This window comes from Pseudonocardia alni, assembly GCF_002813375.1.
In the GTDB taxonomy this organism is placed as follows: domain Bacteria; phylum Actinomycetota; class Actinomycetes; order Mycobacteriales; family Pseudonocardiaceae; genus Pseudonocardia; species Pseudonocardia alni.
On sequence record NZ_PHUJ01000003.1, the window covers coordinates 756,087 to 770,147 of the forward strand.

Annotated in this window: 10 protein-coding genes; 4 read left to right on the forward strand and 6 right to left on the reverse strand. The window is 75.2% G+C overall.

What is annotated here, in order from left to right; translation table 11 throughout:
* Positions 1–15 precede the first annotated feature (15 nt).
* A complete protein-coding gene (locus ATL51_RS04740; protein WP_100877780.1) occupies positions 16–885 on the forward strand; it encodes an AfsR/SARP family transcriptional regulator in 870 nt (289 codons plus the stop codon).
* 63 nt (positions 886–948) lie between these two features.
* Here ATL51_RS04740 and ATL51_RS04745 read toward each other — a convergent pair whose 3' ends face one another.
* Both ATL51_RS04745 and fgd read right to left on the reverse strand, forming a co-directional pair.
* The gene (locus ATL51_RS04745; protein ID WP_073574905.1) at positions 949–1,728 is read right to left on the reverse strand and encodes an enoyl-CoA hydratase/isomerase family protein; all 780 of its coding nucleotides are present in this window, start codon (positions 1,726–1,728) and stop codon (positions 949–951) included.
* Positions 1,725–2,729, reverse strand: coding sequence for a glucose-6-phosphate dehydrogenase (coenzyme-F420) (gene fgd / locus ATL51_RS04750; protein WP_073574906.1), 1,005 nt, complete (start codon positions 2,727–2,729; stop codon positions 1,725–1,727). Before fgd ends, ATL51_RS04745 begins: the two co-directional genes overlap by 4 nt.
* Before the next feature lie 370 nt (positions 2,730–3,099).
* On the opposite strand from fgd, the gene recQ reads away from it, so the two are divergent.
* The 3 genes from recQ (at position 3,100) to ATL51_RS04765 (ending at position 6,384) form a co-directional block, all read left to right on the forward strand.
* Positions 3,100–4,926 (forward strand): DNA helicase RecQ, encoded by a 1,827-nt coding sequence (recQ, locus tag ATL51_RS04755; RefSeq protein ID WP_100880482.1) that lies wholly within the window; start codon positions 3,100–3,102, stop codon positions 4,924–4,926.
* Complete coding sequence (locus ATL51_RS04760; protein WP_208622917.1) at positions 4,923–5,693, forward strand: gamma-glutamyl-gamma-aminobutyrate hydrolase family protein; 771 nt, start codon at positions 4,923–4,925, stop codon at positions 5,691–5,693. The genes recQ and ATL51_RS04760 overlap by 4 nt, the downstream gene beginning before the upstream one ends.
* A gap of 115 nt (positions 5,694–5,808) precedes the next feature.
* On the forward strand, positions 5,809–6,384 hold the full coding sequence (locus tag ATL51_RS04765) for a DinB family protein (protein ID WP_301548892.1): 576 nt from the start codon (positions 5,809–5,811) through the stop codon (positions 6,382–6,384).
* Positions 6,385–6,403: 19 nt separating this feature from the next.
* Here the strand turns inward: ATL51_RS04765 and ATL51_RS04770 are convergent, their stop codons facing one another.
* The 4 genes from ATL51_RS04770 to ATL51_RS04785 form a co-directional block, all read right to left on the reverse strand.
* Entirely contained in the window at positions 6,404–8,677 is a 2,274-nt protein-coding gene (locus ATL51_RS04770; protein WP_167410069.1) for a HelD family protein, read from the reverse strand.
* Between the two features lie 276 nt (positions 8,678–8,953).
* Positions 8,954–11,338 carry a glycoside hydrolase family 65 protein gene (locus tag ATL51_RS04775; protein WP_073574908.1) on the reverse strand — a complete coding sequence of 795 codons (2,385 nt, stop codon included), beginning with the start codon at positions 11,336–11,338 and terminating at the stop codon, positions 8,954–8,956.
* A complete protein-coding gene (locus ATL51_RS04780; protein WP_100877782.1) occupies positions 11,335–12,069 on the reverse strand; it encodes a beta-phosphoglucomutase family hydrolase in 735 nt (244 codons plus the stop codon). Before ATL51_RS04780 ends, ATL51_RS04775 begins: the two co-directional genes overlap by 4 nt.
* A gap of 73 nt (positions 12,070–12,142) precedes the next feature.
* On the reverse strand, positions 12,143–13,972 hold the full coding sequence (locus tag ATL51_RS04785) for an ATP-dependent DNA ligase (protein ID WP_167409963.1): 1,830 nt from the start codon (positions 13,970–13,972) through the stop codon (positions 12,143–12,145).
* Positions 13,973–14,061: the final 89 nt, after the last annotated feature.

Consider the following 14,061-nt stretch of genomic DNA (forward strand, 5'->3'; position numbering starts at 1 on the left):
TCCGGGGAAACGGCCATGTCCGACGATCACTGTCGATCCAGTGAGCAGAGCACTCCCACCTCCACCCCGCACGTGCGGGTGCTGGGCTCGTTCGGGCTGCGCGCGGGCGACCGCGCCGTCCCGCTGCCGGTCGACTCCCGTCGCCTGGTCGCCTATCTCGCCGTCCACCGGCGGCCGCAGCCGACCGCGGCGCTCGCCGCGACGCTGTGGCCCGGAGTCGGTCCCGTCCCCGCGGCCCGGCTGCTCGACGAGGCCGTCGCCGGCGTCGACGTACCGGGCCTGCTCGACGCCGACCACCTCGGCCGGCTGCAGCTCGGCGACGACGTGGTCGTCGATCTCACCGAGGCCATGCTCCTGATCCGCGGGCTGTCCGCGCCCAGCATGCTGCGCACCGTGCGGGAGATCGGCGCGCCGGAGACCGCGCTGCTGGAGGCCGACATCCTCCCGTCGTGGACCGCGGCGTGGATCGCCGTGGAGCGCGAACGGTTCCGCCAGCTGCGCCTGTCCGCCCTGGAGGGACTGGCCGGCACGCTCACCGCCGCCGACCGGCACGACGACGCCGTCGTCGTCGCGCGCCGGGCCGTCGCCACCGCGCCGAGCCGCGAGCGGTCGCGCCGCGCCCTGGTCGAGGCTCTGCTCGCCGGCGGGCACGTCGCCGACGCGCTCGCCGAGTACGAGGAGTTCCAGCGGCTGCTGCGCAACAGCGTCGGCGCCACCCCGGACTCCGAGCTGGACCGCCTGCTCGCCCCGCTCGACGCGGGCTGGCCGCTCGGCCCGGGCCTGCACCGCCCGGCCCGGCGCTTCGCCGTGGGCATGCCCGGCACCGGCCGCGGCCCGCAGCGCTCGCGCCGGGTCGTCGCGGGGAGCCCGGCCAGCGGGCGCTGACCGAGAACACACACGACGAGGGGGCGCGACCGGACGGTCGCGCCCCCTCGTCGTGTGCGGTGGCTAGTGGAACTGCGGGCGGCGCTTCTCGCCGAACGCGGCGAGCCCCTCGGCACCCTCCGGACCCGCGGCGCAGGTCGCGATGGAGTCCGCCTCGGCCGCGAGCTGCTCGTCGAGCCCCCGGTCCCAGGTCACGCTCAGGAGCCCGCGGATGCGGCCCAGCGCGGCCGTCGGTCCCTGGGCGAGCCGGTGCGCGACCGCGGCGGCCTCGTCGGCCACCCGGTCGTCGTCGACGACGGAGGCGAGCAGCCCCAGCTCGGCCAGCGTCTCGGCCTCGAGGACCTCGTCGGTGAGCAGGACCCGCCGCGCCCGCGCTGCGCCGATCAGCCGCGGCAGCGTCCAGGTCATCCCGCCGTCCGGGGAGAACCCGATGCCGGGGTAGGCGGGGCGCATCCGGGTCGAGGTCCCGCCGACGGCGAGGTCGCAGGCCAGCGCGATGCTCATGCCCGCACCGGCGGCCCAGCCCGGCACGGCAGCGACCGTGGGCACCGGGGAGGCGGCCAGCGGGCGCAGCATGGAGTGGAAGGTGTCGGCGAGGCCGTGCACGTAGGCGTAGCGGTCCTCGGCCCCGGCGAAGGCCCGCACGTCACCGCCGGTGCAGAAGTTCTCGCCGTCGCCGTGCACCAGCACCGCTCCGGTCTCGGCCGGGTCGAGCGCCAGCAGCGCCTCGGTGACCTCGGCCATGGCGGGCCCGTCGAGGGTGCCGTGACGGCCGGTGGAGACCCGGCAGCGCAGCACCCGCCCGTCGCGGGTGACGGCGGCGGCGCCCGTCGCGGCGCTCACGCGAGCGCCCGCAGCTTCGGCGCGACGTCCTCGGTGAACTGCGTCAGGAACCGGCGCTGGTCGTGCCCCGGTCCGTGCACGACGAGGTGGTTCAGGCCCGCGTCGAGGTAGGGCTTGATCTGCTCGACGGCCTCGTCGGGGTCCGACGCGACGATCCAGCGCTTCACCACCTGCTCGATCGGCAACTCGTCGGCCAGGCGCTCCATCTCCTGTGAGGAGTCGACGGAGTTCTTCTGGTCCGCGGTCAGCGACAGCGGCGCCCAGAACCGGGTGTTCTCCCGCGCGGCGTCGGGATCCCGGTCGTAGCTGATCTTGATCTCGATCATCTTGTCGATGGCGCCCGCGTCGCGGTCGGCCTTGCCCGCGCCCTCCTCGACCCCCGGGAGGAGCTTGTCGGTGTAGAGGTCCATGCCCTTGCCGGAGGTGCAGATGAACCCGTCGCCGAACCGGCCTGCGAACCGGGCGACCATCGGGCCCCCCGCGGCGACGTAGATCGGCACCGGCTGCTCCGGCCGGTCGTAGATCATGGCGTCGACGAAGGTGTAGTACTCGCCCTCGATGCTGACCGACTCCTCGGTCCACAGCGCCCGCATCATCTTCACGGCCTCGCGCAGCCGGGCGAAGCGCTCCTTGAACTCGGGCCACTCCCGCCCGGACACCGCGATCTCGTTGAGCGCCTCGCCGGTGCCGACGCCGAGTGCGACCCGGTTGCCGGTGAGCAGCGCCATCGTGGCGAACTCCTGGGCCAGCACCGCCGGGTTGTAGCGGAACGTGGGGGTGAGCACGGAGGTGCCGATCTGCACCCGCTTCGTGCGCTCCCCCACCGCCGCCATCCAGGGCAGTGCGGCCGGGGCGTGCCCGCCCTCGTGCCGCCACGGCAGGAAGTGGTCCGACGCCCAGACGCTGTCGAGCCCGAGCTCCTCGGCCAGCACCGCGTACTCGACGAGGTCGCGGGGGCCGAACTGCTCGGCCGACGCCTTGTACCCGATCTTCAGATCCACGGATCCGTCCTTCTCGCGTGATCGCCCGGCGCCCGGTCTGCGAACGCCGCTGGTCCTGCAGGTCTTGCTACACCCCGGGGCCGTCCGGCGCAGCACCGCGGCGCCCGCGACACACGGGCGGTGACCGGGGCCACGCCCCTGGCCCGGGCCCGGGCGCGGTCGGCGGTGCCGCGAGGTGAGTGCCGGGCGGGGCGCACGCGGCGGGGCTCGTACGATCGACGACGTGTTCGACGCCTCCGACCCGGACGAGATCCCGCTCCCGCCCGAGCCCGAGGACGACTACGGCGACGAGCCCCCACCGGAGGACGCCTGGGCCGCCGTGCCCGCCGGGCCGGGGCGGCTGCCGGAGCCGGAGCCGGTCCCGGAGCGGGTGCACAGCAGCGACCCGCACGAGATCCTGCGCCGCGTCTTCGGCTACGACGCGTTCCGCGGCGAGCAGCAGGCGATCGTCGAGCAGGTCACCGGTGGCGGGGACGCGCTGGTGCTCATGCCGACCGGCGGCGGCAAGTCGCTGTGCTACCAGGTCCCGGCGCTGGCCCGGCCGGGCACCGGGGTCGTGGTGTCGCCGCTGATCGCACTGATGCAGGACCAGGTCGACGCGCTCCGCGCGCTCGGGGTGCGGGCCGGGTTCCTCAACTCCACCCAGGACGCCGACGAGCGCCGCCTCACCGAGCAGGAGTTCCTCGCGGGCGAGCTGGACCTGCTCTACCTCGCCCCGGAGCGGCTGCGGGTCGAGTCCACGGTGCGGCTGCTGGAACGCGGCCGGATCGCCCTGTTCGCGATCGACGAGGCGCACTGCGTCGCGCAGTGGGGGCACGACTTCCGGCCCGACTACCTGTTGCTCTCCGAGCTGCCGAAGCGCTGGCCGGACGTCCCGCGGATCGCGCTCACCGCGACCGCGACCGACGCGACCCGCACCGAGATCGCGCAGCGTCTGGAGCTGACCGGGGCTCAGGCCTTCGTCGCGAGCTTCGACCGGCCCAACATCGCGTACCGGATCGTCGCGAAGAACGAGCCGCGCCGACAGCTGCTGGAGCTGCTGCGCTCCGAGCACGCCGGGGACGCCGGCATCGTCTACTGCCTGTCACGGCGCAAGGTCGAGGAGACCGCGGAGTTCCTCACCGCGCAGGGCATCCGGGCGCTGCCCTACCACGCGGGGCTCGACGCGTCGGTGCGCCGGGAGAACCAGTCCCGGTTCCTGCGCGAGGACGGCCTGGTCATGTGCGCGACGATCGCGTTCGGCATGGGCATCGACAAGCCCGACGTCCGCTTCGTCGCCCACCTGGACCTGCCGAAGTCCGTGGAGGGCTACTACCAGGAGACCGGCCGCGCGGGCCGCGACGGCGAGCCGTCGACGGCGTGGCTGGCCTACGGGCTCGCCGACGTCGTCCAGCAGCGGAAGATGATCGACGACGGCGAGGGCGACGCCGCGCACAAGCGACGTCTGGCCCAGCACCTCGACGCGATGCTCGCGCTGTGCGAGACCACCGAGTGCCGCCGGGCGCAGCTGCTGCGCTACTTCGGGCAGAGGCCCGATGCCCAGCGGTGCGGGAACTGCGACACCTGTCTGACGCCGGTGTCGTCGTGGGACGGCACGGTCGCGGCGCAGAAGGTGCTGTCGACGGTGTGGCGGCTGAAGAAGGAGCGCAACCAGGAGTTCGGCGCCGGGCAGGTCGTCGACATCCTGCTGGGCAAACGCACCCCGAAGGTCGACCAGCACCGCCACCACGAGCTGTCGGTGTTCGGCGTCGGGACCGAGCTGACCGACGTCGCGTGGCGCAACGTACTGCGCCAGCTCGTCGCGCGCGGGCTGCTGACCGTCGGCGGGAACTACTCGACGCTGCGGTTCACCGAGGAGTCCCCGGCGGCGATGCGCGGCGAGCAGAAGGTCATGCTGCGCACCGAGCCGGAACGCGCCGCGCGGTCGTCGCGGTCGCGGGGCGGGTCGAAGCCGGCCGTGGAGATGCCGGCCGAGCTCGCGCCGGTGTTCGAACGCCTCCGGGCCTGGCGGGCGGCGACGGCGAAGGAGCAGGGCGTTCCCGCCTACGTGATCTTCCACGACGCGACGCTGCGGGAGATCGCGACCCGCGCCCCCGCCGACCGGGCCGCGCTGGGCACGATCTCCGGGATCGGCGAGGGCAAGCTCGCGCGCTACGGCGACCAGGTGATCGACGTGCTGCGCGGGGCGGACTCGTGACGCGCCCGCTGATCGGCATCAGCTGCTACAGCGAGCGGGCCGACTACTGGATCATGCGCGACGACGACGTCGTGCTGGTCCCGCGCACCTACGTCGAGATGGTGCTGGCCGCGGGCGGGGTCCCGGTGCTGCTCGCCCCGACCGACGGCGCCGTCGAGGCCGTCGACGCCCTCGACGGGCTCCTCCTCACCGGCGGCCAGGACGTCGACCCGGCCCGCTACGGGCAGGTGGCCGGCGCGCACACCGACACACCGCGCACCGGACGGGACGCCGCCGACGTGGCGGCGCTGCACCGGGCGCTCGGCCGCGGGATCCCGGTGTTGGGCGTGTGCCGCGGGCTGCAGCTGCTCAACGTGGCGCTCGGCGGGACGCTGCACCAGCACCTGCCCGACGTGGTCGGTGCACAGGTCGCCGGAGCGCACTCGGCCGGACCGGGGGTGTACGCGCCGGTGCCGGTGCTGACCGAGCCGGGGACCCGGGCCGCGGAGATCCTGGGTCCGGGCCCGGTGACGGTGCGCTGTCACCACCACCAGGGGGTGGACCGCGTCGCCCCCGGGCTGCGGGTGTCCGCCCGCGCCGGGGACGTCGTCGAGGCGCTGGAGTGGAGCGACCCGTCGGGCCCCGGCGGCACCGACGCGCCCTGGGTGGTCGGTGTCCAGTCCCATCCCGAGCGCGACGCCGAGGACCTGCGCCTGGCCGGTGCCCTGGTCGCCGCCGCCTCGCGGGCCCGCAGCCGCGCCGTCCGCCCGGCCCGCCTCGCGGGCTGACCCGGATCCACACCCCCTGTCCGGCGTCCACACCTGCCGCAACGGGTGTGCCGACCGGACAGGGGGTGTGGACGCGGGCAGTCGGTGTCCGCGATCGGGGCCAGACTGTGGGGTCATGACGGAGATGGGGACGAGGACGGGTGTCGACTGGAACGGCGAGCTGCTCGCGCAGCTGACGTTCCATTGGGAGACCGCGCTGCGGCCGCGGCTGGCCGGGCTCACCGACGACGAGTACCACTGGGAGCCGGTTCCCGGCTGCTGGGGCGTGCGCCGCCGCGGGGAGTCGGTGACCCCGCCGGGCGCCGGGTCCGGCGACTGGGTGATCGACTTCGCGTTCCCGACGCCGGAGCCGCCGCCGGTCACGACGATCGCGTGGCGGTTCGGGCACCTCCTGGTCGGGGTGTTCGCGATGCGCTCGCACTCCCATTTCGGCGGGCCGGCCGTCGACTACGACTCCTACGCCTACCCCGGTACCGCGACGGAGGCGCTCGACGCACTCGACGCCGAGTACGCCCGCTGGACCGCCGGGGTCGCCGCGCTCGGCGCCGAGGGCCTGGCCCGGCCGTGCGGACCGGCCGAGGGCCCCTACGCCGACGCGCCGCTGGCCACCCTGGTGCTGCACATCCACCGGGAGGCCATCCACCACGGGGCGGAGATCGCGCTGCTGCGCGATCTCCACCGGGCAGGTTGAGGCGAGCGCCGAGCCGGGCTCAGCCGGCCCGCCCGATCCGCTTGAGCACCGGGGGCAGGTCCCCGGAGTGGAGCACCCCGAGCCGCTGGGTGGCTCGGGTGATCGCCACATAGAGGTCGTTCAGCCCGCGCGGGGACTCGTCCAGCATCTCCTGCGGCTCGACGACGACGACGGCGTCGAACTCCAGGCCCTTCGACGCCGCGACCGGCAGCACGACGACCGGTGCGTCCAGCTCGGACTCCCCCTCGGCGGGCCCGGGGGTGGTGAGCCCGGCGGCGTCGAGGGCGGCGCGGACCCGGTCCAGTCGGGCCAGCGGTGCGAGGACGACGGTGCGGCCGTCGTCCACGGCGTCGCGCTCGGCCCGCACCCGCTCGGCCAGCACCCGGTCGCCGTCCGCCCCGGCGGGCAGCGCCGCCGCCCACGGCGGCACCCCGGTCGAGCGCACCGACGACGGCGGCCGCAGCGAGGCGTCGATCTCGGCGAGCACGTCGTCGGCGACGTCGGCGATCTCCGACGGCGTCCGGTAGTTGACGGTGAGCTGCTCCAGGCGCCAGCGACGGGCCACGAACGGCGACAGCACCTCGTCCCACGACCCGGCGCCGCCGCGGTCCCCCGTCTGGGCGATGTCCCCGACCAGGGTCATCGAGCGGGCGGGGGCGCGACGCATGACCATCCGCCAGGCCATCGCCGACAGCTCCTGCGCCTCGTCGACGATGACGTGGCCGTAGGTCCACTCGCGGTCGGCGGCGGCCCGCTCGGCGGTCGAGTCGTAGCGCGAGACCTGCATGCGCTCGGCCAGCCGGTCGGCGTCGATGATGTCGGTGGCACGCAGCAGCTCGGGGTCGAGGTCCTCCTCCAGGTCGAGCACGTCGAGCACGCCCTGGGCGTACTCGACCTCCTCCCGCAGCGCCGCGGCCTCGGCGGCGGCCCGGGCGGCGCCGTCGTCGCCGAGGAGCTCGGCGGCCTCGTCGAGCAGGGCGACGTCGGCCGGGGTCCAGCGCAGGTCCGGGGGCACGTCGGCGTCGGGCGCCGGGCGCTCCAGCAGGGCCCGCTCGGGTGCCGGGATCCGCCGGGCCACCGAGTTGAGCCGGCGACGGTCGGCGAACAGGTCGGTGAGCAGCTGCTCGGGCGACAGCGTCGGCCAGAGCTCCTCGAGCTGCGTCGCGACCTCGGCGGACTCGGCGAGCTCGTCGCGGATGTCGTCGACGTCGCGCCGGTCCAGCAGGCCGGACTCGCCGCCGCCGACGCGACGGGCGACCTGCTGGGCGAGCAGCCGCAGCAGCTCCTTGCGGAAGATGCGACGGGCCTCGTTGTGCGGCTTGCGGGAGCGCCGGGCCCGGGTGCGGGCCTGGGCGACGGTGTCCCGGTCGAGGACGACCCGCTGCTGCTCCACGACGAGCTCGACCGGGGTGCGCGGCAGCTGCTGCCGGTCGCGCACCGCGGCGGCGATCACCGGCGCCATCTCGGCGCGGCCCTTGAGCTCAGCGGCGGCCGCGGACTCGGTGCGCCGCGCGTCGAGCCCCGGGAACAGCTGGGCGACGGTGCCGAGCACGACGCTGGTCTCCCCCAGCGAGGGCAGTACCTGGCCGATGTAGCGCAGGAACGTCGGGTTCGGCCCGACGACGAGCACACCGCGCCGGGCGAGCCGGTCGCGGTGGGTGTAGAGCAGGTACGCCGCGCGGTGCAGCGCCACCGCCGTCTTCCCGGTGCCGGGCCCGCCCTGCACGACCAGCACCCCGGACGGCTTCGACCGGATGATCCGGTCCTGCTCGCCCTGGATGGTAGCGACGATGTCGCCCATCCGCCCGGTACGGGCCGAGGAGACCGCCGCCAGCAGCGCGGCCTCGCTGGTGAGCCCCGAGCCCGAGCGCGCCCGCTCCGCCTCGGTCATCTCGGCCAGGTTGAGCGGCTCGTCGTCGACCGCGACGACCTGCCGCAGCCGGGTCCGCAGGTGCCTGCGCCGCCGCATCCCCTCGGGGTTCGCGGCGGTGGCGGTGTAGAACGGCCGGGCGGCGGGTGCCCGCCAGTCCATCAGCAGCGGCTCGTACTCGTTGTCCTCGTCGAGCAGGCCGATGCGGCCGACGTAGCGGATCTCGCCGTCGTCCGCGTCGAGCCGGCCGAAGGCCAGCCCGTGCTCGGCGGCACGCAGACCGGCGAGCCGGTCGGTGAGCATCTCCGCCGCGGCGTCGCGCTGGGTGATGGCCTGCGGGGTGCCGACGGTCTCCTCGCGCAGCGTGTCGGCCAGCCGGCGCGCGGTGTCGCGACGGCGGTCCTCGAGCTGCTCGTAGAGCATGGCCACGTAGGACTGTTCGTGGGCCAGCTCCGGGTCGACCGGCGCGGCGGGGTCGGCCGCGGCAGCCGGGGAGCCGGCAGCGGAAGTGGGTTCGGGCACGGCGCGGGGATCCTCCACCGGGGGGACGTACACGAGGTGTCCGCGCGGTGCCAGGACGAGCCTGTCGCCGACGGAGCGACTGGCCAGGCTACCAGTGGTGGACGACCTTCCGGTACGTGACGGACCGGGGTCAGCCGGCCGGGCCCGGCACCCCCGCCCGCACCCGGAACGTGGCGGTCAGCCGCGGACCCGCGGGGCCCGTCCATGGGGCTGTTCCACCGGCTCCACCCACTCCGGGGTGGGGGTCGGCGCGGTGGCCGGGCTCTCGTCGTCGAGCGCGATGGGCTCGCCGTGGTGGCGCAGCCGCATCGGGGCGCCGTCGGTGAGCCGGTACTCGGTCTCCTCGGGGGTGATCGAGACCCGGATCCGGCGCCCCTGCCACTTCAGGCCGAACGAGATCCGCGACAGCGACGCCGGCAGCACCGGAGCGAACGACAACCCGTCGGCCTCGCAGCGCATCCCGCCGAAGCCCAGCACGACCGCGGTCCAGGTCCCGGCCATCGACGCGATGTGCATGCCGTGGTCGGTGTTGCCCGCCAGGTCCTGCAGGTCGACCAGGGCGGCCTCGGCGAGGTACTGGTGGGCCAGCTCCAGGTGCCCGGTGCGGGCGGCCATCACCGACTGGGTGCACGCCGACAACGACGAGTCCCGCACCGTGATCGCCTCGTAGTAGGCGAAGTTGCGGCGCTTCTGCTCCTCGGTGAACGCCTCCGGGAAGATCTGCATCGCCAGCACGAGGTCGGCCTGCTTGATGACCTGCTTGCGGTACAGGTCGAAGTAGGGGTAGTTCAGCAGCAGCGGGTACCGCTCGGCCGGGGTCTCCTCGAAGTTCCACCGCTGGTGGTCGGTGAAGCCCTCGGACTGCGGGTGCACGCCCAGGCGCTCGTCGAACGGGATGAACATGGCGCCGGCGGCATCGCGCCAGGACGCGATCTCCTCGGAGTCCACCCCGAGCCGTGACGCCGACCTCGGGTGCTTCGCGGCGACCTCGGCGGCGTAGCGCAGGTTCTGCTGGGCCATCAGGTTGGTGTAGACGTTGTTGTCCGCGATCGAGGAGTACTCGTCGGGGCCGGTGACGCCGTCGATGCGGAAGTTGCCCGCCGAGTCGTGGCTGCCCAGCGAGCGCCACAGCCGCGCGGTCGCGACCAGCAGCTCCAGCCCGACCTCCAGCTCGAACTTGGTGTCGCCGGTGGCGTGCACGTGCCGCTTCACCGCGTCGGCGATGTCGGCGTTGATGTGGAACGCCGCGGTGCCCGCGGGCCAGTAGCCGGAGCACTCGTGGCCGCGGATGGTGCGCCACGGGAACGCCGCGCCCTTGAGGCCGAGTGTCTCGGCGCGCTCGAAGGCCAGCGGCAGGATCGACTTGCGCCAGCGCAGGGCGTCCGCCGCCGCCTCCGGGGCGACGAAGGACAGCACCTGCAGGCAGAACGTCTCGGTGTCCCAGAAGGTGTGGCCGTCGTAGCCGTCGGCGGTCAGCCCCTTGGCCGGGATGCAGCGGCGCTCGGCGCGGGCGCCGGCCTGCAGGATGTGGAAGGTCGCCAGCCGCACGGCCTGCTGCAGCTCGGCGTCGCCGTCGATCTCGACGTCGGCGGTGGCCCAGAAGTCGTCGAGGTAGTCGCGCTGCTCGGCGACCAGGCCGTCCCAGCCGGTGTACCGGGCGGCGGCGATGGCGGCGCGCACCTGGTCGTAGACGGCGGGCAGGCTGCGCCGCGAGGACCAGCCGTAGGCGAGGTACTTGACCACGCGCAGCGACTGGCCGGGCTTGACCCGGGCGATGACGGTGGTGCGGGCGAGGTCCTCGTTGGCGTCGGTGGACACCTGGACGCCGTCCGGGCCGAACACCTCGTGCTCCATCGCCGCGCCGCAGCGCAGCTCCGACTTGCGGGTGCGGTGCACCAGGGTGGCTCCGGCGTCGCCGGCGCGGGACTGCTCGGGCTCCAGCACGTTGTCCAGCGCGGTGTCCAGGCGCGGGTCGTCGGCGTCGCGGCCGGGCAGCTGCTCGTTGGCGACGAGCTCGGACTGCAGCACCAGCAGGGCGGCGTCACCGGCGGCGCCGCTGCCGTCGTTGCCGTTGCTGACCAGCTCGACCTCGTAGGAGATCGCGGCGACCGCGCGCTGGGTCAGCGAGACCAAGCGGGTCGAGCGGACCCGGACCCGGCGCCCGGCCGGGGACTCCCACTCGACCTCGCGGTGCAGCGTGCCGGCCTGCATGTCCAGCACCCGTTCGTGCCGGTGCAGGGTGCCGTAGCGCAGGTCGAACGGCTCGTCGTCGACCAGCAGCCGGATCAGCTTGCCGTTGGTCGTGTTGATGATCGTCTGCCCGGACTCGGGGTAGCCGTAGCCGCCCTCGGCGTACGGCAGCGGCCGGACCTCGTAGAAGGAGTTCAGGTAGGTGCCGGGCAGGACGTGCGGCTCGCCCTCGTCGAGGTTGCCGCGCAGCCCGATGTGGCCGTTGGACAGCGCGAAGACCGACTCGGTCTGGCCCATCGCGTCCAGGTCGAGGCGCGGTTCGCGGACCACCCACGGCTCGACGGTGAAGGTGGGCAGGTGGTCGGGCTTCACGAACGCTCCAGCAGGTCGGCGAGATCGGTGACGACGACGTCCGCGCCGTGCTCACGCAGCGCGTCCGCCTGGTCGAGACGGTCGACGCCGACGACGGCGCCGAAGTCCCCCGCGTGGCCGGCCTGCACGCCGGCCAGCGCGTCCTCGAACACCACCGCGGCGGACCGGTCCACCCCGAGGTCGGCCGCGGCGGCGAGGAAGGTGTCGGGAGCGGGCTTGCCGGGCAGGCCGCGCTCGCGGGCGGTGACGCCGTCGACGCGGTGGTCGATGAAGGTCTCGAGCCCGGTGACCCGCAGGATCTGCTCGGCGTTCGCGCTGGAGGACACGACGGCGGTGGTGAGCCCGGCGTCCTTCACCGCCTCCAGGTAGCGGCGCGACCCCGGGTAGACCTCGACTCCGTCGGTGCGGATCCGCTCCTGCACGAGGTCGTTCTTGCGGGTCGACAGGCCCCACAGGGTCTCGGTGTCCGCGGTGTCGTCCGGGGACCCCTCGGGCAGCTCGATCCCGCGCGAGGCGAGGAAGCTGCGGGTCCCCTCGAGACGGGGCTTCCCGTCGACGTACGGACCGTAGTCGGCGTTGACGTCGAACGGGGTGTACCCGTCACCGTCGCGGGAACGGAGGTACTCGTCGAACATCTGCTTCCACGCCGCGGCGTGGACGCTCGCGGTGTCGGTGAGTACGCCGTCCAGGTCGAACAGGCACGCGCGTGTGCCGTCGGGCAGCCCCAGCATGGCGCGCACGCTATCCGGATCGATGAAGGTCCGTCGCCCCGGGCGGTGCACGCCACTCCCCCGCCGGCGGGTGTCACACGACGGGCACGCCCAGCGGCAGGACCAACAGGACGAGCGGGGCGCGGGCGGGCCGCTCGGCCGGGCCCGCCGGATGGACCTCCACCCGGGCCGCGGGCCCGTCGGGGGCGTCCGGGTCCAGCCGCACGTGGACCGCGCCGCCCGCGCTGTGCGGCTCGATCTCCTCGGCCACCCCGCGGCGGACCGCGGCGAGCACCGACAGCGGCGGCACCGCCGACGACGGGTCGACACCGGCCCCGGACGGGTCGTCGAGCTCGGTGGTCAGCCGGGCGCCGAAGCGGGTCCGTTCGATCTGCAGGTAGGCCCGCACGGCGGCGAGCTCCTCGTCGAGCCGGATCGAGGGCTCCCCGGCCCGGTCCGCGGCCCGGGACAGGTCGGCGAAGCCGAGCAGCAGCTCCCGGGCCCGTGGCGGGTCGGTGCGCACCAGCGAGGCGATGGTGTTGAGGGTGTTGTAGACGAAGTGCTGCTCGAGCCGCCGCGACAGCGGCCCGTGCCAGGGGCCGTCCGGGGCGGTGGCCGGCGGCACGGGGTCCACGAGGGCGCGCGGGACGGCGTCGCGGACCCGGATGCGGACGGTCTCGTCGGGGGCCGGGGCGCGGTGCGCGCCGGGCCGGGCCGGGCGGCCCTCGTCCGGCGGGGTGTCACGGGCGGGCCGGTCGGGGGCCGCGGTGCCGGCGGGGCCCGGGGTGCGGGCGTCCGGCGGGGCGTCCCCGTCCTCGGAGGCGGGCCGGGTGCCCGGTGCGGCCACGGCACCGGCGCGGGGCAGCACGACGGTCTCCGGGCCGTGCCCGGGTGCGTGCCCGGTCCCGCGGCCCGGGCGGCGCAGCGCGACGGTCGGGCGGACCGCCGACGCCGCCCGGCGCGCCGCGTCGATCGCGGTGGCCAGGTCGTCGTCGTGCTCGGCGGGCGCCACCAGACCGCGCCAGGACGGCAGGGTGAGCCGTCCGGCGGCCGTCCGGCCCCGGTGCTCGACCGCCGCGACCAGGCCGGGGGCCAGCCAGCGGGGGTCGACGCCGATCCCGTCGGGCACCCCGAGCGGCGGGGTCCCGGTGGCGGGGACGCGCAGGACGGTGCGGGCGTCGACGTCGGCGGCGCCGATCCCGACGCGGCCCACGTAGCGGAGCCCGCCGGGCTCGGGCAGCGCCAGCAGCACCGCGCCGATCCGCTCCCGGCCCCCGCCCGGGGCCCCGGCGGGCACCCAGCCCGCGACGAGCACCTGCCGGTGGCGGCGCAGCGGCACCCGCAGCCAGTTCCGGGTGCGCCGCCCGGGCTGGTAGGGCAGGTCGAGCCGCTTGAGGTGCAGCCCGTCGAGGCCGTAGCGCTCCGCGGTCCGGACCACGAGGTCGGCCTCGTCGAGCCCGAACGAGGGCGGGACCAGGATCTTCGGCCCGGCCAGGTCGAGCGCCTCCAGCTCCGCGCGGCGGCGCCGGTAGGGCAGCTCGCACGTGCGGCGGCCGTCGCAGAACAGCAGGTCGGTGACCACGTAGCCGACCGGGACCTCGGACCGCAGGGCCGCGTCCGGGGACACCGTCGCGGTGCGGCGCAGGAGCGGACCGCGCGACGGGCGGCCCGCCTCGTCGAGGGCGACGACGGTGCCGTCGAGCACCATGCCGCCCGGCGGGGCCTGGTCGCCGAGCACGGCGAGCTCGGGGAAGGACCCGGTCACGCTGCGTGCGGTGGAGGACAGCAGCCGGACGCGGCCGGGCCGGGCGTAGGCCACGCAGCGGTGGCCCTCCCAGGCGAACTCGACCGCCCAGCGGTCCGGGTCGCCCGCGTCGGTCAGCTCGCCCGCGGCGGGCAGCATCGGCGGGATGAGGTCGGGCATGGGCGCGCCAGGACCCGCGCCGGCGCGCGCCTGCCCGGCGCCGTGCGTCGCACCGCCCCCCACCACGGCATCCACGCTATCCCCCGCAC

Excerpts from the sequence above, each read along its gene's own strand:
- ATL51_RS04740 (WP_100877780.1), top strand. The coding sequence starts at position 16 with ATGTCCGACGATCACTGTCGATCCAGTGAGCAGAGCACTCCCACCTCC.
- ATL51_RS04765 (WP_301548892.1), top strand. The coding sequence starts at position 5,809 with ATGACGGAGATGGGGACGAGGACGGGTGTCGACTGGAACGGCGAGCTG.
- ATL51_RS04785 (WP_167409963.1), bottom strand. The coding sequence starts at position 13,972 with ATGCCCGACCTCATCCCGCCGATGCTGCCCGCCGCGGGCGAGCTGACC.
- ATL51_RS04770 (WP_167410069.1), bottom strand. The coding sequence starts at position 8,677 with ATGCTCTACGAGCAGCTCGAGGACCGCCGTCGCGACACCGCGCGCCGG.
- ATL51_RS04780 (WP_100877782.1), bottom strand. The coding sequence starts at position 12,069 with ATGCTGGGGCTGCCCGACGGCACACGCGCGTGCCTGTTCGACCTGGAC.